Source organism: Moorena sp. SIO4A5, assembly GCF_010672005.1.
Lineage (GTDB): Bacteria > Cyanobacteriota > Cyanobacteriia > Cyanobacteriales > Coleofasciculaceae > Moorena.
Map to the genome: position 1 here is coordinate 13939 of NZ_JAAHHZ010000039.1, position 21171 is coordinate 35109.

15 protein-coding genes, 1 tRNA gene and 1 pseudogene are annotated in these 21171 nt (G+C 43.0%); 8 read left to right on the forward strand and 9 right to left on the reverse strand.

What is annotated here, in order from left to right; all coding sequences use genetic code 11:
• Nucleotides 1-30: 30 nt before the first annotated feature.
• Nucleotides 31-2079, reverse strand: coding sequence for a pentapeptide repeat-containing protein (locus F6K57_RS14110; protein WP_293068531.1), 2049 nt, complete (start codon nucleotides 2077-2079; stop codon nucleotides 31-33).
• A gap of 401 nt (nucleotides 2080-2480) precedes the next feature.
• On the opposite strand from F6K57_RS14110, the gene F6K57_RS14115 reads away from it, so the two are divergent.
• The 3 genes and pseudogenes from F6K57_RS14115 to F6K57_RS14125 all read left to right on the forward strand — a co-directional run.
• On the forward strand, nucleotides 2481-2651 hold the full coding sequence (locus tag F6K57_RS14115; RefSeq protein WP_293068534.1) for a hypothetical protein: 171 nt from the start codon (nucleotides 2481-2483) through the stop codon (nucleotides 2649-2651).
• A gap of 338 nt (nucleotides 2652-2989) precedes the next feature.
• Nucleotides 2990-3262, forward strand: a complete 273-nt coding sequence (locus F6K57_RS14120) for a type II toxin-antitoxin system Phd/YefM family antitoxin (RefSeq protein ID WP_293058220.1) — start codon at nucleotides 2990-2992, stop codon at nucleotides 3260-3262.
• A gap of 43 nt (nucleotides 3263-3305) precedes the next feature.
• Nucleotides 3306-3515 (forward strand): annotated as a pseudogene (locus F6K57_RS14125) (Txe/YoeB family addiction module toxin); the annotation flags it as partial.
• Nucleotides 3516-3997: 482 nt separating this feature from the next.
• Here the strand turns inward: F6K57_RS14125 and F6K57_RS14130 are convergent.
• On the reverse strand, nucleotides 3998-4207 hold the full coding sequence (locus tag F6K57_RS14130; RefSeq protein WP_075904992.1) for a hypothetical protein: 210 nt from the start codon (nucleotides 4205-4207) through the stop codon (nucleotides 3998-4000).
• A gap of 365 nt (nucleotides 4208-4572) precedes the next feature.
• Between F6K57_RS14130 and F6K57_RS14135 the strand changes: the two genes are divergently transcribed.
• Nucleotides 4573-5313 carry a Uma2 family endonuclease gene (locus tag F6K57_RS14135; protein WP_293068539.1) on the forward strand — a complete coding sequence of 247 codons (741 nt, stop codon included), beginning with the start codon at nucleotides 4573-4575 and terminating at the stop codon, nucleotides 5311-5313.
• Nucleotides 5314-5424: 111 nt separating this feature from the next.
• Here the strand turns inward: F6K57_RS14135 and F6K57_RS14140 are convergent, their stop codons facing one another.
• Complete coding sequence (locus F6K57_RS14140) at nucleotides 5425-7230, reverse strand: ABC transporter ATP-binding protein (protein ID WP_293068541.1); 1806 nt, start codon at nucleotides 7228-7230, stop codon at nucleotides 5425-5427.
• A 667-nt stretch (nucleotides 7231-7897) separates the two neighbouring features.
• Entirely contained in the window at nucleotides 7898-8968 is a 1071-nt protein-coding gene (locus F6K57_RS14145; RefSeq protein WP_293020597.1) for an ABC transporter permease, read from the reverse strand.
• Between the two features lie 253 nt (nucleotides 8969-9221).
• Between F6K57_RS14145 and F6K57_RS14150 the strand changes: the two genes are divergently transcribed.
• The gene (locus F6K57_RS14150; protein WP_293068544.1) at nucleotides 9222-9377 is read left to right on the forward strand and encodes a hypothetical protein; all 156 of its coding nucleotides are present in this window, start codon (nucleotides 9222-9224) and stop codon (nucleotides 9375-9377) included.
• Here F6K57_RS14150 and F6K57_RS14155 read toward each other — a convergent pair.
• Entirely contained in the window at nucleotides 9335-10210 is an 876-nt protein-coding gene (locus tag F6K57_RS14155; RefSeq protein WP_293020595.1) for an Npun_R2479 family HD domain-containing metalloprotein, read from the reverse strand. The two genes, F6K57_RS14150 and F6K57_RS14155, sit on opposite strands and share 43 nt — an antisense overlap.
• A gap of 430 nt (nucleotides 10211-10640) precedes the next feature.
• On the opposite strand from F6K57_RS14155, the gene F6K57_RS14160 reads away from it, so the two are divergent.
• A tRNA-Gly gene (locus F6K57_RS14160) sits at nucleotides 10641-10712 on the forward strand.
• Between the two features lie 13 nt (nucleotides 10713-10725).
• Here F6K57_RS14160 and F6K57_RS14165 read toward each other — a convergent pair.
• Both F6K57_RS14165 and F6K57_RS14170 read right to left on the reverse strand, forming a co-directional pair.
• Nucleotides 10726-11811, reverse strand: a complete 1086-nt coding sequence (locus F6K57_RS14165; RefSeq protein WP_293068547.1) for a glycerate kinase — start codon at nucleotides 11809-11811, stop codon at nucleotides 10726-10728.
• 89 nt (nucleotides 11812-11900) lie between these two features.
• The gene (locus tag F6K57_RS14170; protein WP_293020591.1) at nucleotides 11901-12251 is read right to left on the reverse strand and encodes a DUF565 domain-containing protein; all 351 of its coding nucleotides are present in this window, start codon (nucleotides 12249-12251) and stop codon (nucleotides 11901-11903) included.
• A 101-nt stretch (nucleotides 12252-12352) separates the two neighbouring features.
• Here F6K57_RS14170 and F6K57_RS14175 point away from each other — a divergent pair, with 101 nt between their 5' ends.
• Entirely contained in the window at nucleotides 12353-14290 is a 1938-nt protein-coding gene (locus F6K57_RS14175) for a glycosyltransferase family 39 protein (RefSeq protein ID WP_293068603.1), read from the forward strand.
• Nucleotides 14291-14423: 133 nt separating this feature from the next.
• On the opposite strand, the gene F6K57_RS14180 is transcribed toward F6K57_RS14175, so the two are convergent.
• A complete protein-coding gene (locus F6K57_RS14180; protein WP_293068550.1) occupies nucleotides 14424-15461 on the reverse strand; it encodes a DUF2235 domain-containing protein in 1038 nt (345 codons plus the stop codon).
• 685 nt (nucleotides 15462-16146) lie between these two features.
• Nucleotides 16147-19809: an ATP-binding protein gene (locus tag F6K57_RS14185; protein ID WP_293068553.1), complete on the reverse strand. Its 3663-nt coding sequence runs from the start codon at nucleotides 19807-19809 to the stop codon at nucleotides 16147-16149.
• 316 nt (nucleotides 19810-20125) lie between these two features.
• Between F6K57_RS14185 and F6K57_RS14190 the strand changes: the two genes are divergently transcribed.
• On the forward strand, nucleotides 20126-21046 hold the full coding sequence (locus tag F6K57_RS14190; protein WP_081431403.1) for a circadian clock protein KaiA: 921 nt from the start codon (nucleotides 20126-20128) through the stop codon (nucleotides 21044-21046).
• Nucleotides 21047-21171: the final 125 nt, after the last annotated feature.

The following is a 21171-nucleotide window of genomic DNA, read 5'->3' on the forward strand; positions in this document are numbered from 1 at the left end:
TGATTGACCTTAAATTTAGTTTTTTTATAGCTAAGCCTCTCTCCATCCCTCAATGAGAGCCATAAAAATATCAACTAAGGGATGGTCTATCGCTTGCTTAAAAGCTTCTTTTCCTCCTGATTCGAGGGCATGAATTACCTTAGATTTCAGGGTTGGGTTATTCTTTATTTCCTCAGCAGCCGTGGCTACAACTGTTAACTTTTCTATTTCAGTAGTAGTAGGATTATTCTGAGATAGTTGGTTTAGGAGTTGCTGGATTTCTTCTGCTGCTTCCGTTAGGTTTTTGTCAGGTGCTTCGTTAATATTTTGTTTAGGATCATTTTGCTGAATAGTAACAGACTGAGCTGTGTCAACATGGCTCTCCATGTTAATATTGGCACCACGCTGGTCACGCATGTCAATATTATTAATATTAGTAGTTTCTTTCTCTGCCATTGTTTCAACAACTCCCATTAATCTAGTATTGTCTTTACGTATACATTCTATTTGTTTATCAAAAAACTCTGTTTGTTCATATAAAAGCTTTATCTCTATATCTTTAGCCTCTAATTTTGCATTGTATTCTGCGCGAAATTTTCGCTCGTATTCGGCTTCATCAACCTTTTCAGGGACTTTTACACGAATAACAAAAGCACCGTCGCCTTTATTTTCCATCGTCTGTATGAATGGTCGCTCTTCTGTGTCGTTTTCCACTTGAAGGTCTTGAAAGGTTTTCAGAAAAGTCTGCCAGTCGATACCATCTTGAAAAACTAAATCGACAGTATGAGGAATTCTCTGAGCTAATTTAGCAAATTCCCCTGCTTCAAAATTTCTCTGTTGGTCAGCAGGACGACGTTTTGTATATTGAGCATTGTCAGGAGATAGTTTCAGGAAAATATAATCGCATTTAATTTCAATTAGTTTAGTAGTATTGCTGATTCCCCAATCTTCGATACATGCTCCCGTTAAGGTGGCTCCGGTTAAATCTGCTCCTTCTAGTAACGTTTGAACTAACTTAGCTCTGGAGAAATTAGCATTTTCTAAGTTAGCTCGGTTTAAGTCTGTTCCAATGAAGCTAGCATCTTGTAGATTAGCTCCCTTTAAATTAATACCTCTTAAGTCAAGACGATCAAAGTTTTTATCTTGTCCGTTTCCAGTTATGAGTAATTGTCTAACGTTTTTATTTTGAAGGTAGCTTGTTGCTAGTCTAGCTTGGTCAAGCTTAGTAGTATTTTGCCAACAACTACGAGTGAGAGTAGCCTTTGTTAAATCTGTACTTTTGAGGATAGCTCTCGTAAAATCGGCATCAGTTAGGTTAGCTTCGTAAAAACTGGTTCCTGCTGTAGCAACAAAACCAATCACAAGATTACGAATCCAAGCATTCTTGGGATCGTCCTTTAGAGCACGCCAGCCCAAGTACATGGTAAGTAAAACGAAGGCTAAAGCTAAGGCTAAAGCTAAGGCTTCACCTATGTCGAATGCTACAGCTGCAGCTTCCGCTCCAGCTACCGCTACCGCTTCGGCTACAGCTACCGCTATGGCTAGGGCTACGGATCCACCTAGAGCTTCGGCCATGGCGAAGGATCCAACTACCGCTACAACTTCGACTACGGCTAAGGTTCCGGCTACAGCAAATGCTACAGCTACACCTCCGGCAAAAGGTACGGCTATAGCTGCGGCTACCGCTACCGCTACGGCTAGGGCTACGGCTCCTTTGATATTTTGACGAATGATAACAGCAAATAAGACAACTATTACAATCAAAGCTATCCAGCTGTAAACTTGCTCTGCTACGCCGCTAGAGCGAACTATTAATACTACTAACGCCCCACCAAAGAAGGAGCACATTCCCGATAGTCCTGATGTGATCCATGAAAGCAACAGAAGAACAATTACCAATCGTCTTTGTAATCCTGCCTTCGCTTTACAGAACTTAGTTCCTGTTAAATTAGCATTCTTAAAATTTGCCCCTCTAATATCAGCTTCACTAAAATCTGCTCCTGAAAGGTCTTTCTCCTGAAATGACTGACCTCTAAGATTTGCCCTGCGGAAATCCCTTTCTCCTGCTGAATACTTTTCCAGAACTTCATTAGCTTTCATCAGCCAGAATTATATATAGCGGTGTTCAATTAGGTTAGGTACTTTCGTTATGGATTAATGGCAACAGAGAGCAGGAAACAGGAAATCTATAAAAAGCCTGAAGTCCTATCCGTCGCACATTTAATCTGCTAATTTTCTAACGAAAAGGGTACCTATGTACCTGATAGTTATGAAAAACGCTGTATATAGGAAATGTAACTGGGAGTATAAAACAAAAATTATCACAATTCATTTGATTTTCAGGTAAATGCTGCCTCGCTTCTTATTTAAACTATTTAGATCTGGGATGTCAACACACTTATTGTGGGAAAAGTCATGCAGGCAATATGCAGAAGGGAATAGAGAAAAAAAAGCAAAAATTTTATTTAATAAGAGAAAAAAACTCCTAGGTTTACATCATAGTGGGCGCATACCCTCTACTCACAACCTTGCTGCCGTGCCACCGTTGCGATGCTCTTTTGGAGCCCCTAAAAGCGATTGGCCGTAGGCCACGCTACGCGATGAAGCAAAGCTTCCGCGCTTGTGCGATCGCATCTATACTAGAGAAGTTTAGTTATAGTTTAATACTATAATAAATAATCATTGTTAATTTTTATAAATATTTATTAATAAACCTTGCCTTATTGTGTTGATTAACCTACAGACTGTTTCGGATAGAGACTCAGGGATAGGTTGTTGTAGCTGAAGCCGACTCTACCGTTGCGATGCTCCGTTCGCGTAGCGTGGCCAACGACCAAGGAGCCGCTAAAAGCGATCGCACCATTCCCTTGAAACCTTATTCTTTTACTTCAGCAAAGCTGCCTTCGATAAACTTTTATTATCGGTATTCAACCAGACTTAAGATGAATGCTTACAAGCAACTCAAGGAAATATTAACCTGCTATACTTAAGTATAAATGAGGAAAAAACCGTGAACTCTATTCCTATCAAGCAATTTAAGACTAACATTCAAGACTTTATTAAACAAGTCATTAATCAACATACTCCCCTCAAAATCACCGATCCCAATCAGGGAGACTTTATTATTATTAGTGCCGAAGATTGGGAACAACAACAAGAAACATTGTATGTATTACAAAATAGCCATTTAATGGAACAGATTAACCATTCTCAAGCTACCCATACCAAAAATAAAGGCTACTCTCCCAATCAACAAGAACTAGATGAGATACTTAGTATTTGAGGGCAAAACTTGGGAAATTTACGAATAACTTCGTAAAAAAGACAAAAAACTCCATCAAACCCTTTGTAAAATCATCAAAGAAATGCTGAGAGACGATCCCGCTAAAGGAATGGGAAAACCTGAACCGTTAAAACATAATTTATCGGGGTTGTGGTCAAGAATAATTTCTCAAAAAGATCGCCTTATTTACAAATTTGATGATAACTATGTTTATATTTTTGCAATAGGTGGTCATTACGATCAATTTAATTAATTTTAGTTGATGTAGGGTGGGCAGTGCTTAATACAGATCAGCTGACAAAACCCGTTACTAGGCACTGCCCACCATAGGTGTAGCCCCAATCATACAGCCGTTTTCAGATGAATTGACCTCACTACCTTTAGCTGCAAGCCCCCTAAATCCCCGACTATCAAAAAGCGAAGCATCCGCTAATTCCCCCCAAAATTGGGGGGTTAGGGGGGCGGGGGACTTTAACTCAATTTCCCCCCAAATTTGGGGGGCTAGGGGGGCAAAATTTGCTGTAAGCCGATAGCTGTTCGCGTAGCGCATTAGCTGATAGCTGATAGCTGATAGCTGATAGCTGATAGCTTACAAAAAAAATAGCCGTAGAAATACTATCCACGGCTAGATCAATACTGTAAACGCAATTGTCTTGTCTATCAGTTTCCGAATCAATCCGGATGTGATCCTACCGGACCAGACCGGGGGGGAAACCCCCCCATAAATTTAACCTATTAACGCCAAGTTTGATACTTGGTTGCAAAACTAATTACTTGCCCCGGAATGCCGGTTGCTTGCAAAGGGCTCCAGTCGGAAACCGACCCATACCCCAGTGCAGAAAGACCGTAAATAGTCTTAATTACTGCTTCAGGAGAGCCCTTAATGTACTTAATACGTTGTTTTTTTAGATTATTGTCGTGATTCGGAATAAAGTCTGTAGACATGAGTAAAAAACTAAATTACGTTTATACTGATTATTGTAATGATTATAAATTATTTGTCAAGGGTTTTTATAAATTTTTTTTCCGGGGGTAATTTTAGGATAAAAAAAAAAGCGAATGCTAAATTATCAGCATTCAGCTATCAGCTATAGCCAAGGAAACAGGTGTACCTGATAGTGAGGAAAAACGCTGTTATCATTTATTATCTGAATGGTTGCGATCAGAGATTGATAATTTTTCAAATTTGTTCAGATATTACTTGACTATATCTAGCGATTGGCAGATCAGTTAATTATAAAAATGGTGCAAAAAAAAATTAAATTGCTATAGACTAATAAGTACCACCTACTTATTAGACCCTAGCCGCGATGTCTTTGACTCAAGAATTAAAAAATCCAACAGAAATTGCAACAACTGTACCGGAAGATGTTATATTCCCCCCTAGGGATTTACTCAGTGACGAACCACCTTTGGAAACTGATCTACATCGACTACAAATGACCCTACTCATCCAATGCCTAGAGTGGTTGTGGGATGAGCGTGATGATTTCTATGTCTCGGGAAATCTGACTATTTATTACAGTCCTCGACAACGTAAGTCTGAAGAATTCCGTGGGCCTGACTTTTTTGTGGTGCTGGGAACTGAGCGCAAACCTCGGAATAGTTGGGTAGTGTGGCAAGAAGAGGGGAAGTATCCTAATGTGATTGTAGAAATTATTTCCCCGACCACGGCAGATACGGACCGAGGATTAAAGAAACAAATCTACCAGGATACATTCCGTACTCCCGACTATTTCTGGTTTGACCCCAACACCCTGGAATTGAAGGGCTTTCACTTGGTAGATGGTTGTTATCTCGAACTTGAGCCTAATCAAGAAGGTTGGTTGTGGAGTCAACAGTTGGCACTATATTTGGGAATTTATGACTCAAAATTACGTTGGTTTACCGCAGAAGGACAACTAGTTCCCACCCCTACTGAAGCAGCCGAACTCGAAAAGCAACGAGCCGAACAAGAATGTCAAAAAAAGGAACAAGCTCAGGAGCAATTATCTCAAATGGAGTCATTGTTAGCTCGTTATCGAGAACAGTTTGGTGATTTGCCTGAGTGATATAGCATTTCTCATAGCTATGAGATACACAGGTTTTTTTTCCTGTTCCCTGTTCCCTGTTCCCTGTTCCCTAAAACCCATAATGAAAGTACCTCACCCCATTGATAACTGCTAGATCTGTAATGAATGTAATTGTGTATAGGTTCCATGTTTCGCCAGCAGTTGAGCGTGATTGCCAACTTCTACAATATGCCCTCGTTCCATAACTACAATCCGGTCAGCTTTCCGAATCGTTGACAGGCGATGAGCTACCACAAACGTTGTGCGGTTTTCCATCAAGTGTTCCAAAGCGTCCTGAATCAAAGCTTCCGAAGCAGTATCTAGAGACGATGTTGCTTCATCGAGAACTAACACCCGTGGATTACGAATTAAAGCACGAGCAATCGCTAATCGTTGCCGTTGACCACCAGAAAGTTTTGCCCCATTTTCCCCAATTAGAGTATCAAGTCCCGAGGGCAATTCCTGAATAAATTCTAAAGCATTGGCATCCTGAATCGCCTTGATTAACTGTTCTTCATCCAATTGTTTACTGCCGTACACAATATTCTCTCGCACCGTACCTTCAAATAAGATAGTCTCCTGGGAAACCACTGACAGGAATTTCCGATAGGTCTGTAGGTCGAGGCTACTCATATCTGTACCATCTAGTAAAACTCTTCCGGTCGTGGGAGCCATGAAACCAATAATCAGACTTAATAAGGTAGATTTTCCGGCTCCGGATGGTCCGACGATGGCAATGGTTTCCCCAGGATTGACCTGTAGACAAAAGTCTTCAATGGCAAACTGTTCCGTATCGGGATACTTATAACTAAGGGACTCAAAGGTGAATTCACCACGCAGCTGTTGCAGAGCTATCTTACCAGGATTGCGCTCTAGGTCAGGACACTCCAGAATTTCACCCACTGAGCGAATGGATTCAAAACCTTTGCCAATCTGTGGCAATACAGCTAAAATTTGCACTATCGAGCTAGTCAGGGAATCAAAATAACCAGTCAGTAACACCACATCCCCCACTGTGATTGCCCATTGCTTGGTATAGACTAACCAGGCTGAGGTGATCAAGCAAACCAGACTGAATAACCGTAGGGTTACCCAAGAAGAAGAATCGGTGATGGCGTTAATCGAGTCAAGTCGCACCGCTGCCTGTTTGACCGTCACTAACTTGCCATCAATCCTTTCTATCTCAGTCTGTTGAGCACCATGAGCTCGTGTGACTGGGATTAGCTGAATCATCTCGATTAAGCTAGCTGCCATTTCTTCTAGTTGTTGTCGGAAAGCAGAATTGCGATCGCGAATCGGTCCTCTGAGTACCGAGATCAGAATCACAGCCGCTGGGACAGTTCCCAGGAAGAACAGCAGGAACCAAGGAGCACGAATAGCAGTAGCGACAATTGCTACTAAGATAGTTAGCATAGCTGCAGGGACAAACTGGAACAGGGTTGTTGCCAACCCTTGAATTTGTTCCACATCCCGCAAGAGTTTGGTTTGTAGTGCTCCCTTGCTGTTATTTTTGTAGAACCCAATTGAAAGCAGTTGCAGCTGCTGGGTGATTAGTGAGCGCAGATTCGACTCCATGTTGCGAGTCGCGAGACTCATAAACCGGATGTGTAAGTAATGGGTGGGGATATTTTGCACTACAGAAATCCCTAAGATAGCCCCATTAATCCATAACTCCGACAGTGGGTGAGTGCTTGGGTTGGCAATAATATCAATTACATTAGCAATCACCAATGGTCTGATCCATTCCGGACTGTGTTTGATCACATACACCGCCATCGACAGTCCGATTTTACCTAGGTCTTGGCGGTAGAGATAAAGTAGTGTCCGGAAGGGATACTCACTCCGATACTCTTGAGGAGGTGACTCCTTGGGTAGATTAGATGGTGCCGTAACACTTGCCACTGATAATGCTTTCATGTCCCCAGTCTGTATGTCTCTTCTAACTGCTACTGTCTTGCCACATGGACTGTAAAGAAACAGACAAGGAATTGTCGATGATTATAAAGAAACAAAAAATATTTTTTTTATCGAAACTAGGTCTTTTTTACAGTATTTATCGTTGCCAAAAATAGTACTATGTTAAAATTAATTGGAGCGCAAAATGATAACAGCCACTAGCCAGATTTACTATTGTTTAATTGCCGTGATATTCTTCTTTGCTCTGGATTGGGTTTGTATTTTAGGTTCTTCAGTACCTTTTATGCTAAATTTCAACTTAAAAAACTCATAAAGCTTACTGTATAAGGAAAATGAGGCTATTTAACTAACAAAATTTTCTGAATACGGCCTCTTTACACTACTCCCTGCTCCCTTAGCTAAAGTGTTTATTTAGCATAACAAGTACGGAAGAGCCGTATTTTATATATTATTGTCTGAGCCAGTAAGTATTTGATAATGGGTAAACACAGCCACAAAACATTCTATTTATAATATTATTGTTCCCTGAGATTTTTTGTTAAAACTGAAGTCTGTGGACTATTGTGGTAAGGGCTAGCGCTCAAGGAGAGCAAGGCTGATGATTGAACCCAGAAAAAAAGGCTTTTTCCAAACTCGACCCATCCTTCCCCCTTGAGTATTAAAATAGCTAGCGCTGTAAACTTCTAGGATCGAGAGCATCCCGCAACCCATCCCCAAGTAAATTAAACGCCAACACCGTCAGAATAATCAGCAGTGCTGGGGGCCAAATCAACCAAGGCTGTAGCACGATGATTGAGGCATTGGTTGCCAAAGACAACAAATTTCCCCAGGACGGGTCCGGTTGCTGAATTCCCAACCCAATTAAACTCAGCACCGACTCGGCCACAATGAAACCAGGAACTGCCAAGGTTGCTGATATAATCACATAGGAAGCTGTCTGGGGCAGAACGTGCCGTACAATGATATAAAAGGGATTCGCCCCCATAGTTTTGGCAGCTTGGACAAATTCCCGCTCCTTAATCGATAACACCTGTCCTCGGATCACTCGTGCTAAGCCAGACCAGCTAATAAACGAGGTAATCAAAACAATTAACAAAAACCGTTGGGCACTAGTTAGACCAGGTGGTAGCACAGCAGCTAAGGCGACGAGTAGGTAAATACCAGGAATAGTCATCAAAACTTCTACCAGACGCATGATGATCCCATCTACCCAGCCGCCGAAATAGCCAGAAATTCCCCCAATGATTAGACCAAGGGGAAAGGAGATCGCAATTCCGACTAGACCAATACTAAGACTAATCCGACCCCCATACACCAAGCGACTAAACTGATCACGAGCTTGCTCATCGGTACCTAATAGATTAATCTTACCCTCACCCACTGTACCGAACAGGTGACGGTTGAAGGGAATCACTCTAAACAACTTATACTCCGGAACTGGAACAAATAGACCCACTGGCGAAGGCTTTTGCCAGTCTACAATCAGTTTGCGATCGCCTGTCTCTAAATCCGTTGGTCCTTGGGTTGTGGGATAGACATGGGGACCAATAAACTTTTTGGTTTGCTGGTTACGCCAGTAGATCTTGGTAGGTGGTAGCAGGGAACCATCTGGCTGAGACACATAAGGATCATAGGGAGCAACAACATCTGCTGCAATGACAATTAGATAAAACGTCAATAATAGCAATGCCCCAAAACGGGCGAGAGGGTTCTTGGTAAGTTTTTGCCACCAGTTCATAGGATTCTGACTAGGATTCTGACTCCGGAAGGGCGAAAAGCACCTCGCGTTTACTTAGTATGGGTCTTATTAGTATGGGTCTTATTAGTATGGGCGTGTCTTGGATTAGCTATGTTTTACCCATACCCCATACTAATAAGATGGTATCGAAATCTGGTGCAACCATCCTTGAGCCAACACCCTTGACCCAACACCGTTCACCCTTAAGCCTTCACCTTTAATAGCTTCTGGTTATATAGCGCTTATCATATTAATGAGGTACACAGGATTTTTTCCCTATTCCCTATTCCCTATTCCCTATTCCCTATTCCCTATTACCTGTTCCCTAAAACCCGGGATTAAAGTACCTCAACAGATTGGTAACTGCTATACATTAACCTTTTGTGTCATTTTCACCATTCCATTTTGATTTTCTGAGTGTTCAACCACAAACACATTGGAGAAGAGATTAGCCGTAATTTGTTTACCTTCCTGAGTTAAGGATAGGTAACGCAAGGCATCCTGAATATAAGGATATACCCCATTCCAGTAAAACTTAGAGTAGCCTTCCCGCAGATCTCCAGGATGGCGGTAGCCAATGGCTTTGTTAAATCCAGTTTCTTCAAACTCGTAGAACAAAGCACTAGTTTTTTTGAGATAGCGTGGGTCACTCAGTTGACCAATCAAGTCAGAGGCGCGAATTAATCCAGGATAGTTACCTGTATCTTGATGATCCCCTTGCTTCGGCACAGGGAAACGAGTCAGTTCAATGTTGCGCTTGATAAACTCGGCATCAATCAGGTTGTGACCACCAAAGCGCTCATCAATAAATAATTTTGCCCGATCGACATGATAAGGAGTCAGAGCAGCATCGGTAGACCCTTGGCGTAAATGAACCATCTCCCCATTTTGACCAGTAGCGTAGAGTCGTTCATTTTCTCGGTCTTGGCGACATACTCCTTTAACATAGCCAATATCATGACATGCCAAAGAAATGATAAAGTGTAACCAATCATGAGGAGTTACACCACCTTCACGGATATGTTTGCCTCGCAAAATCTCTTGTCCGACGAGGGTAACTAGGATGGAGTGTTCCACATTGTGATAGAGGGCATCACTGTTGGCAATATTTTCCATGGCCATGCTGCCAGCCCAAGCAATTATATCTTCGTTGTCAGGTTTGAGTCCCCCGTAAGTTCGGCGGTAGCCTTCCCGGAGTCTTATAACAAAGGCGTTAATTAGAATTTCAGTGGTGTTAAACATGATTTTTGATTGACTTAAATGCTAAGACAAAGTCCAGTATTCCCATGACACTGGCTTAGTTTTACTAGTTTGGTAGAATTCAATTTTTGGTAGTTTAACCTTTTGTATAGCTCCCTTAGGGTTAACGCCTTAGATCTAAACTCTGAGATCTAAACTGGGTAATCCTTGGACGCTATATCAGCAGCAATGGGGAACGCTAATATTTGTCTTCAGCTTACCAAAAACCCAAGCTGAAAGCCCCGATCAGATCATGTCCAGGTAATTAACCTTAATAAAAATCTTCCCCATCTCCCTATCAATCTTTTTTATAATGAGTATTTTTGCGGACTTGATCTACCAATTCTCAATCGAGTCAAGTCCTTGACCCAATTAAGAAGTGGTATAATACCAATACTAGTTAAATAATAGTTAAAAAAATAATTAAAGGATTGCGGGTGTAATTCAGTGGTAGAATGTCAGCTTCCCAAGCTGAACGTCGTCGGTTCGAGTCCGATCACCCGCTTGTTGGATCCATGCTAACCAGTATACCCTGGTGAATAAATCACACCAGGTGTGTGGTCAGGATTAATTTCAACCACCAAGTCTACTAGATTTGGGTTTCTAGTCAGGGGTGTAATGAATAATTCTGGATGGAGAGCTTTCCAAAAATAGTTGACAAAATCTCTAATTTGTGCATCTCCCATCCCGGACTTCCCCTGAGCAATCATCTGTTTCTCTGCCTGTAGTCGCCATTGCTGACTGAGGCGGTAGTCAGTAGGGTAGAGTACCATCAATCGGTCTAATCGTTCCCACAGCGGTACATAAAGCCTCAGTTGCTGATTCATATCCCGAGCAAACTCTCGGTCTTCCAGGGTCTGAATCGGTTCTGGAAGGGAGCCATCAAACACCTCTGGCTCAATGGGTCGAACCCCAACAAACCACCCTTCAAACAATACAATATCAATACTTTCGACCACCTCTGGAGTGATTCGGTCTCCAGCCCCCCCAAAAGCTGACTTATCAAACCGAGGCACGAGGATTTCTGCGGTAGGGGAAGGGGATCGTAATTGGTCTAATAGCTGTAAACCCAGCTCAACATCATGAGTGCCAGGGGGACCACGCCAGATCAGCCTGGGGTCTTGTTCTTGAAGCTGTTGTCGCTCCTTGTAGGTTTTGTAGAGGTCATCGATAGACAGGGTGAGAGTGCGTTCGCCTAATTTGTGGATAATCACACTTAAGACTGCCGCTAGAGTCGTTTTCCCAGTGCCCTGCCCTCCTAATATGCCTTGAATCAAAGGACGTCCCAGCTGTTTACGACAGGATACCAACGCCATGGCTAAAGGAAGCCAGAGGTTCCAAAGGGATAAGAGAGTCTTTTGCTGTGTTTCAGGAGTAGTTTCAAAATACGGTAGAGCGAGAATATCTGGGTAGACTATCTCAAACAAATGCGATCGCGCTTGGATTACCTGTTCACCATTATCCTCTGTGATGCCAAACGCCTTTGCCTTTTGGTGATCAGCCAGTTCCTCAGCCAACAGTTGCTGACATTCAAGGGGATTTGGTTTTTGTCCTGATACCCACTGCTCTAGAATTGGACCAACGCTCTTGGTGTCTCTTTTCATTTATCGTTTGTCGGTCAGTAGTTGCATGGGAAATATCGCTTCTGAGGACTCAGCAGTGATTACTAACTGATTAATAACTGATTACTATTTCAAGAGCCAAGCTTGAAGGCTTCTAAATACATACTGTATACCAGACCAATCTTAAAAGCATTGACTAGATCTGCCAACCATGAAACCCGGTCAACGGTTTGATTTGATTTACCTTTTGGAAATTTACCGCTATAAATCAACCAGCTAAGTGGTTCTGTAAAAATAATCAACATCCCAGATAGTATCAATTCCTGGCCAGTTCCTGCTGTAGTACACAGGCCTTGTCCTACCAAGAAGCCACACAGAAAGCTAATCAGGATCATGGACAGGCGTCGCCAGGGATTAGCAAACCATAGCCCCAGCCGCGTCGATAAAAAATCAACTAAATTATTAAGACGGGTATTCTGCATCTACTACACTCAATGAAACAAGAATAACACACCTGTAGACCATGCTATCCCTTTTGGACTCATGATAGCCTGCTAGACCTCAATCACCCCCTAGCCCATTGATGAAGTTTAAATTAACTAATAGGTTTAAAAATTGGTGGCAATCTTGGCAACAGCATCCCACCACCCTATGGACACTTTCTATTCTGTGGTTACTCCTGATCAGCTGGCTAGCTTTTTTGTGGAATTTGGGCAACATCGGTTTAGTAGATGAAACTGAACCCTTGTTTGCTGAGGCCGCTCGCCAGATGACGGTTACAGGTGACTGGATTACCCCTTATTTCAATGGTGAGACTCGCTTTGATAAACCACCCCTAATCTACTGGTTGATGGCAATTGGTTACCGGTTGATTGGGGTGAATGAATGGGCAGTAAGACTGCCGTCAGCCCTGAGTGCGATCGCATTAACTGGATTAGGCTTTTACACCCTACGATATTATGGGATTTCCCGTCCTGCTGGCTTTACCCCTGATCTAGATTCTAGTCAGCACAGGGATAGCCAAATCAACCCTTCCTATCTCCAGCGGCAGTTGTGGATCTGTGCCTGGATTGGTTCGACCCTGATGGCAGTGAATCTTCAAACCATTATCTGGGCAAGAACCGGTGTCTCAGATATGCTACTCAGCGCCTGTGTAGGGGGTGCATTACTAAGCTTTTTTCTAGGGTATGCCCATGGAAACCAGAGGAGCACAGCAGCACAGGAGCTCGGAAGCAGCGAAACAACTGTTGCTAAAAGCCCCTCACCCCCTCACAAACACCCTTGCGGTTGGTACCTAGCCTGTTATGTGCTCATTGCTCTAGCTATCCTTACCAAAGGACCAGTTGGTATCGTTCTACCCACACTAATTATTGGTGGTTTTCTGCTTTACCTGGGCAATGGCAGGGAAGTATTGCAGGAAATGTGCTTATTTAGAGGCATTGTGATTATTTTGGCTCTGACACTGCCTTGGTATGTATTAGTAACCCTAGCCAATGGGCAAGGCTATATCGACTCGTTTTTTGGCTATCACAATATTCAACGCTTTACTCGCATCGTTAACCGCCACGCTGCGCCTTGGTATTTTTATTTTCCAGTAGTACTAGTAGCTTTTGCCCCTTGGTCGAGCTACTTGCCGTTTGCGATCGCACGACTAAAATTTTGGCGGCGGGTGCGGTGGCGTAACTCACCCCGTTCTACTCATTTGGGTTTATTTGCTCTGTTCTGGTTTGTAGGGATTTTCGGCTTTTTTACCATTGCTGCCACTAAACTACCCAGCTATGTCCTACCCCTAATTCCAGCTGCCGCCATTCTTTTGGCTTTATTGTGGAGTGACCAACTCACCCATACTAGTAACCTTTCCTGGTCTAGCCCTCTGCCCCTTTCCCCATCCATGCTACTCAGTAGCCTATTTAACCTCTTGTTGTTAATTGCCCTTGCCACCGCCATTTTCTTGGCTCCGGAATATATCGGTAGTGGACCTGCAGCACCCAACTTACCGGAGCAGTTGCAAGAATCGGGCTTAATGGTGAGGGGAGGTATTATTTGGAGTTTAACTGCTATTGTAGCAGCACTATTGCTGTGGCGACGTTGGTTGTTTGGGGTATGGATAGTCAACCTAGTGGGATTTTTAGCCTTTCTTATTTTCGTGTTGACCCCGACTTTCTTATTAGTGGATCAAGTGCGTCAATTACCCCTACGGCAATTATCTGCCATTGCTGTTCAAGAAAAGCAATCCTCAGAAGAATTGATTATGATTGGTTTCAAAAAACCCAGTGTGGTTTTTTACACCCAGCAACCCGTCACCTACATGAGCAAAGGCAAAAAAGCACGAAATTACATGAAAGAAATAGCAGTGACTCAGCCTTCACCTCCCTCAGTTTTGATGTTAGCTAGGAATAAAAGGCTAAAGAAAGCCAAGCTAAAACCTGACCAATATACTACCTTAGCTAGTCTTGGTCCCTATAAACTGATTCGGGTTTCAAAACAAATTTTTGTTGATAACTATAAAATTAAAAATTGAAAATTAAGTTGTCACACTTCATAATTCATACTTCATACTTCATGCTTCATGCTTCATAATTCACAATTTTATTCAAATAACAAATTACTAATTATTAGCTGTTGACTAGTCAACCAAAATTGACATCATTATTTTACTTCTGTTGCTTCTGTTCTAATAGTTGATTGAGTCTGGAGACGTGCTTTTTAGGCAGATTGCTCGGTCGATAATCTGGCCGCCTCAGCCAGCGTTCTCTTACACTCTCGTGAAGGTCATTAAAGTTATCAGAAATAATCTCTCTTTGCTTGCGCCGTGTGAACTTAAATAGACCCAGATCATTGTTGAAATCAATTTCATAGTCAATGTTGATACCAGTAGGAATTGCGCTTGGGTCAAACTCAAGACCAAGACCGATCTTGGCGATTGAGTCCATCATCCACTGCAGTGCGCAGTCGGACAAGCCGCTCTGCTCCTGGGAGCCACCACCGACGGAGCCGTGAACCCCTGGAAACCATACTTCAAGAACCTTAAGGTCGCTTTTGTCCATTGGAGTCACGTCAAACACTTTGCGCTGCTCATCAATGGATACAGCGTGCAACCCATGCTTAATAATCGGACTCAAAGAGGTATCGTGGAATCTATACTTTTCGTTGACCTTTTTGTCAAACCGCAAAAAGGGGGATAAATTAGGGATACCAAGGGAACCAACGGTATCCCAGCAGCCAAGCAAGGTAATGGGAACACGTTCTCCGTATTTTTCGCGGAATGCTACCATTTGTTGGTGATTGGGCTTGATATCCCGAGAGCGGTACAGTTCGTAGGCTTCCGGAGCTTTACGGATCTCGGAACGGGATAGCAAGCCTGAGTTATAAATCATTCCAGCGAGACTGCGCACGGTGTAAGCCCCACGACTGAAACCGAACAGGTAGATTTCGTCACCAGGGACGTAGTTCAAGCAAAGAAAGCGATAAGCATCCTGGATATTGCTATCAATCCCTCTTCCAAAAGCGCCACCGAAAAGCTTGCTCTTCAGAGAGTCTTCTGTGCCAATTCCCTCATCGTAGAATACGATTTGTAGAATTCCGTCACTACCCAGTGGTTTAACTGCCTGAGCAATCTTAACCACATTGGTTGGGTAAGTACTTGATAAATCTTGCCATGTTCCATCACAACATACCACAAGACGTTTCATGGTCTACCTCCTTTAAAAAACTTACTTACTCTTACTTACTATTTGAAACTATTTCAATTAATTAAAGTAAATACTTTCGAGCAACTCAGATGATAGAGCGATCGCTCTATTCATTAACCATAAGCCATATTAGATATTTGCACTTATTTTTGTAAAAAGTATTACTTTTTAATCATCCTTTTTTCAACCGTTTATAGTTTTTTGGTTTGCCGTTGCAATTTTTAGTTTTATTATTGTTAATTAGTTTTACAAAAAATTAATTAACAATAATAAAACTAATTAACGATTACGGTATTAATTAGCAACAAATATTAACTGTGATTAACTATAAATGCTAAGGGAAACGTGATCAAAATCCAAATAACTTTGGGTGGATAGGAGCTGTCTTATCCATATTAGCTTTAATTTCGAAAGAAGGCTCACGCCATAATCGTTGATTTGCGGTGGGATGAATTGCGACCAACCAACACATTGGGCGCAGGGCATCCTTATGGTAAACTATCATGATCAGATAGTTAGGAATTGCTTTTGTTTGTACTTGAATGCAAAAGAGGGAGGTTAACAAAACAGTTTGCCATAATTGACTAGATGATCCCCACGGCTGGCTTTGTTCGCAACAAGTGTCTCCAAGACTGGATGGATAATCACGGTGTCAGATAATATGACCGACTTGCATCCCACTCCTTTAAAGGGTTGGGTTCATGACCTGCTTAATCTGTTTCAATAACTGGGTCATTGACTGAGAATTCCAGTGTACAATCTGAGTAGCAATTTTCTCAAGCAGCAACTCCAACTGAGAATTCAAGTTACTACTGTTACTACTCTGGATTACTGGATCGTGCTGCTTAGGGTCTAATCGATGATCCAAAACCAGAATGGGTGGTTGCTCTGGCAATTGAGCAAGAGTTATCAATCCTTTTGAATGTTCTGAAGGATTAGTGAGATCTGTTAATCGAATCAGCAGCAAGTCCACACTTTTTCCCTGAATTTGACGGTATACTTCTGCCCAAGAACAGGCGAGTAAGCTGCAATAACCAGCAGTTTGTAAGTATTGAATCAGTGCCTGTAGCCAAGATGTTGATGATTTTCCAGCCATTGACAACCCGTAGGATAAGTCAGACGATTCAACGTTCAATCTGTTAACCTGTAACGGATTACCCCTAAACTTTGTCCTCTGCTCCCCCGTGTCCATCACTAAAATGGTAGGCTTGCAACTGATTCCAGCTGCCACTTGAATGACTTGCAGTATGGCAGCCATCTTTTGTTGATTATTTGGTGCTAAACAGGGATAGACCGAAAGACCAGTTACTTGATTAGCTGCTTCTGTAGTTTGGTGATCCAGGGTTACTAGTGGTAAACTACTCAAGCCAGGATATGATGAAAACTGATTCAAGTAGATGAAAGGGTCTATCAGTCGAGCACCATTTAATACAATCACATCTGGATTCCAAACCCGGCTCAATAACTCAGCTTGATCGAAATCATCGGCTTCGAGTACCCGATAATTGAGGTCTAAGTGTTCTAGACTCAATAGTGAAGTTAACTCATAAGTCAGTTCAGACGAGTCAGGGTTCTGGTAAGATTCTACAGAATAGCCTTTTCGTCCATCACCAGGATTGAGATAGAGAATCGTTAGCACACTACTGGTATTACTCTCGTCTTTAGCCAGACGAGAAAGGTTTTCTCGTAATGCTTCCTCTTGTACCGGCAAACTTAAGAAACCATCAGCTTTGTTGTGGGTTGCCTGCTGTTTTTCAGCCTGGGTTGCTGTTACCAAAACCGGAATGTGATTAGTTTGGGCATCGGACTTTAGCAGTGTTAGGACATCCCAACCAGAAAGTTTTGGTAGTAGGGGATTGAGTAAGATAGCATAGGGTTGTAAACGACGGGCTTTTTCGATTGCTTCCGTACCAGAGCGGGCAACCACTACCCAATAGCCTAAACTCTTGAGCTGTTCCGTCAATCCTTCCAGGTAACGAGGTACAGCTTCCACAATTAACACTAAACGGTTGGGCGTCGAAGATGGGGGGTGAGAAGTTGCCGTCGGGGCAATCCCTGATAGTTGCTCATCCCAATTGTCCAATTGATCAGAGGAAGCCTGGGGAGGACAAGGGGGGAAGAGTAAGGTAAACTGACTACCGACCCCTGCCTTGGAAATAAACGAGACATCTCCACCATGCAAGTGAGCTAGATGTTGTGTTAAGACTAATCCCAGACCCGTCCCCTCAAAGCTACGAGTGAGAGGCTTTTCCAGCTGTTGGAATTTCTGAAAGATCAAGTGCTGTTTATCAGCGGGAATACCAATGCCAGTGTCCCAGACCGTGAAAGCAATCCAACCTTGCCACCAATTGACCTTCAGACCAATTTCACCACTGCCATCGGTAAACTTAAGGGCATTAGAAAACAGATGCACCAACATTTGCCGTAAGCGCAACTCGTCAGCAATCAGCATTTCTAAACCCGGTTCAATCTCTAGGGTGAATTTTGTGGGATAATCTCGATTGTTGTCCTCGGAGTGTTTTGAGTCTATCTCAGAGCGAGCTTGGTCATAAGCGCGATCGCATACAGTCCGAATTTGCACCGGTTCGACGGTAAGTTTCAGCTGACCAGTCTCCATACGGGTCAAATCCAGAATATCGTTGACCACAGCCATTAGCTTACGTCCACTCTGATAAATTAACTGCGCATAACGGGATTGACGTTGATTGAGTTCCCCTAGGGCTTGGTCTTTCAACAAAGTTGACAAACCCAAAATCGCAGTTATAGGTGTTTTCAGTTCGTGGCTAATGCAAGCTAAAAACTCATCTTTGAGTCGGTTGAGTTGCACTAAATCAGCATTTTTCGCTGCCAGTTCTTGGGCAAAGAGTCGTTGCTCTGTGGTATCTTGAGCCAAGACTAGGTATAATTTAGAGTTGGGTGACTCAGACCTAGAGATTGGAGATCTCGAATAGTCAAAAGCGACCTTAGGCTCGCAACTGTCAGTTTCTAGTCCTCCTTCCCAAAGAGCAGCGATAGCAGGTGACAGAGGAATTTTGACAAACGAGAATACCCGCTCCTGGCTGTTTGAAAGAGTTGGATCAGTTGGCGCAGCGGTTTCCTGGCAGGGGGTATGGTTTCCCCTGGTTTTCTTGACTGGTGATGAAAAGAGCAGCACGCGCTCGTGAATAGTGGTTGCTGCTTGATAGGGAGTATCAAGAGCACAGTATTGCCCAAGCGCAGCTTGTTCAGAGGTTTTGTCTCCCTGGTCAGAAACATTGCCCACAGATAATGGCCATTGTCCTGGAGAGGTCGGAGCAGATTGGTCATGAAAGGTTGGGGAATTCTGGGTATCAGGCTGACGCCACTGGAAGTCTGATGTCAAGGGCTCTTCCATCGATTGCTTCAAACCTTCCTTACTGACTTCCCTGGAGACATCATTGGATAACAGACGATTGTAAGAAGAACGGTAGGGTATCTTTTCCCTAGCTCCAGGGTTTTTCTGGGCAGAGGTACTATTCTTAGTGCCTGTGGTGCTACTATTTCCCGGATTCCCCTGGGATGATGTCTCAATCTGCTCACGCCAGGTCAGATTCTCGGCTAAAACTTTTCCCGTCGAGGTTTGTATGCTTAGGGGTAATGGCAGTTGTTCTAACAGTTGGACTAATGGGTTAATGCCCTTGAACTGGGGAGTTTTAGTTAGGGCTTCCTCCTGAGTTTTCAGTCCTGAGTTGATTCGAGATGATAATCCTAGGGAATTGACCCAAGAACTCTTGGCTGTTAATCGATAGTCTGGGTGGTGAGTCCTGAGGGGATTAGGGTTCAGTCCCTTGGGTTGAGTACGCTTTACTATCGATTCAGAACGTTGTTGGGTGAATGTGGATGCTAATGATTTTAACAGCAGCCAACTGTTAAGGAGTCCGATAAATTTCTGGTCCCCATCTACTAATGCCCAGTGTTCCTGATCTCGGATGGGGAATTGGTTAAATTCTCTATCCCAGTTGCTGCCCAACTCCCCTAACCCCCCCTCCCTACTTCCATGGTCTTGTAGGTAGTACCAGAATTGGTTTAGACTCAGCTTACCTGGTAGGATGGTTATGGGTTCAATGATGTTTGGCTCTAGCCAAGATAGTGGTTTGTGAAGAAAACCAGTTGTCATTGTTGTTCCTGAGCTACATACCTTAGCTAAGGAGAGCAGGTGAGGCATGATCTGCCTTAGCTTCACTACTCCCACAGGATATTGGTGTTCGCTGACTACCACAATCGAGTCATGCCTTGAACCATTAAAAATATCTAGCAGAGTAGCCAACTCAGAGGTCCTTTGACAAACAGGAACTAGCTGGGCAAATTTTTGGATACTGGGAGTAGGCATGGACATAACCAATCTAGCTTCAACAGCGGTTGAGCGCTACAGTAGCAACACATCCTCCTAAAGTAGCAACAAAGGAATTCACTCAAGCCCAACAGGGCTAGACTATCCCCTAATGCTTGAAGAGCAAGTACTTTTCAATATACTGCTCAACACTGGGGATATAGTGAGGCGCGAAATCAAAATTAATTTCAATTATCAGACTGTTTCAATTTAATTTAATTTATATTAAGCCCATTGTTAAAAAAAATGTTAAAATCTTACTGGTTTAAGCACTCTTATATAGTAAGAGTAACCAGTTTGATATTCGGGACCTGTTGTGTTGCTTTCCCAACTAACCATATGTACGCTGATCAGTTCTGATGCCCTAGCTCAATCCCTTTCTCAGGTTTTGGGTAGCGAGCAATATATTGTACACTCTACTAGCTCAGAATCTGAGTTTTTCGAGGTGGTTGAGCAACATAAACAGGATCTTGATTGTTTGGTATTGCAGGATACCGACACACTTCCCCAGGTGATCCAGTACTTGTACCTGCAAGGAACCACCTTACCTGCAGTATTTTTGCGGTCGGACTCCCCAGAAATTCCCCCTAGGGTTGACAGAAATCAACAGCTCGGCTCTAACCAGACGACCCATAAATTCACCACCAGATCCAGGGCTTATCTGTTCCATCCGGCAGAAGTCGAACTTAGTATTCACCAATTACCTGAAATTGGCGATTTCATCCAAAAGGCGATCACCGGGTTTTTGTCCCTGGCTCCCGCCTGTAACTTACCCAGGTCATCTGACCCGGTTTATCCTACCCTCGCAGTAGCTAATTACAGTTTCTTGAGTAAGCAGCAGCATCGGTTAGCTGAAAAGCTCAGGGAAAGACTTGGATACCTTGGTGTGTACTACAAGAGAAATCCTCGGCTTTTTTTTCGTAATCTATCTCTCAACGACAGGGATGAGCTGTTAGAACACTTAAGATCAGAGTATCGTCAAATTGTTCTACAGTACTTTGCACCGGGAGATACCCTAAACCAAGACATTGATCATTTTGTAGAACAAGTGTTTTTTGCGGATATTTCTATATCTAAGATTGTAGAAATTCATATGGAACTGATGGATGAATTTTCCAAACAGTTGCAGCTGGAAGGCCGTAGAGAGGATATACTGCTTGACTATCGCCTGACGTTAATCGACGTGATTGCTCACTTAGGTGAAATGTATCGCCGTTCCATCCCCAGAGAACTGTAAGATCAGCAGAATCGGATCAACATTGAGTAGTAAGCTTGATGGGAGGCTCTCCTAAAAAACCGTTTCCTTGAGTTCCTTGATCCCTTGTATTGACCTTTAACCCATCTTCTCCTAAACTTACGAGC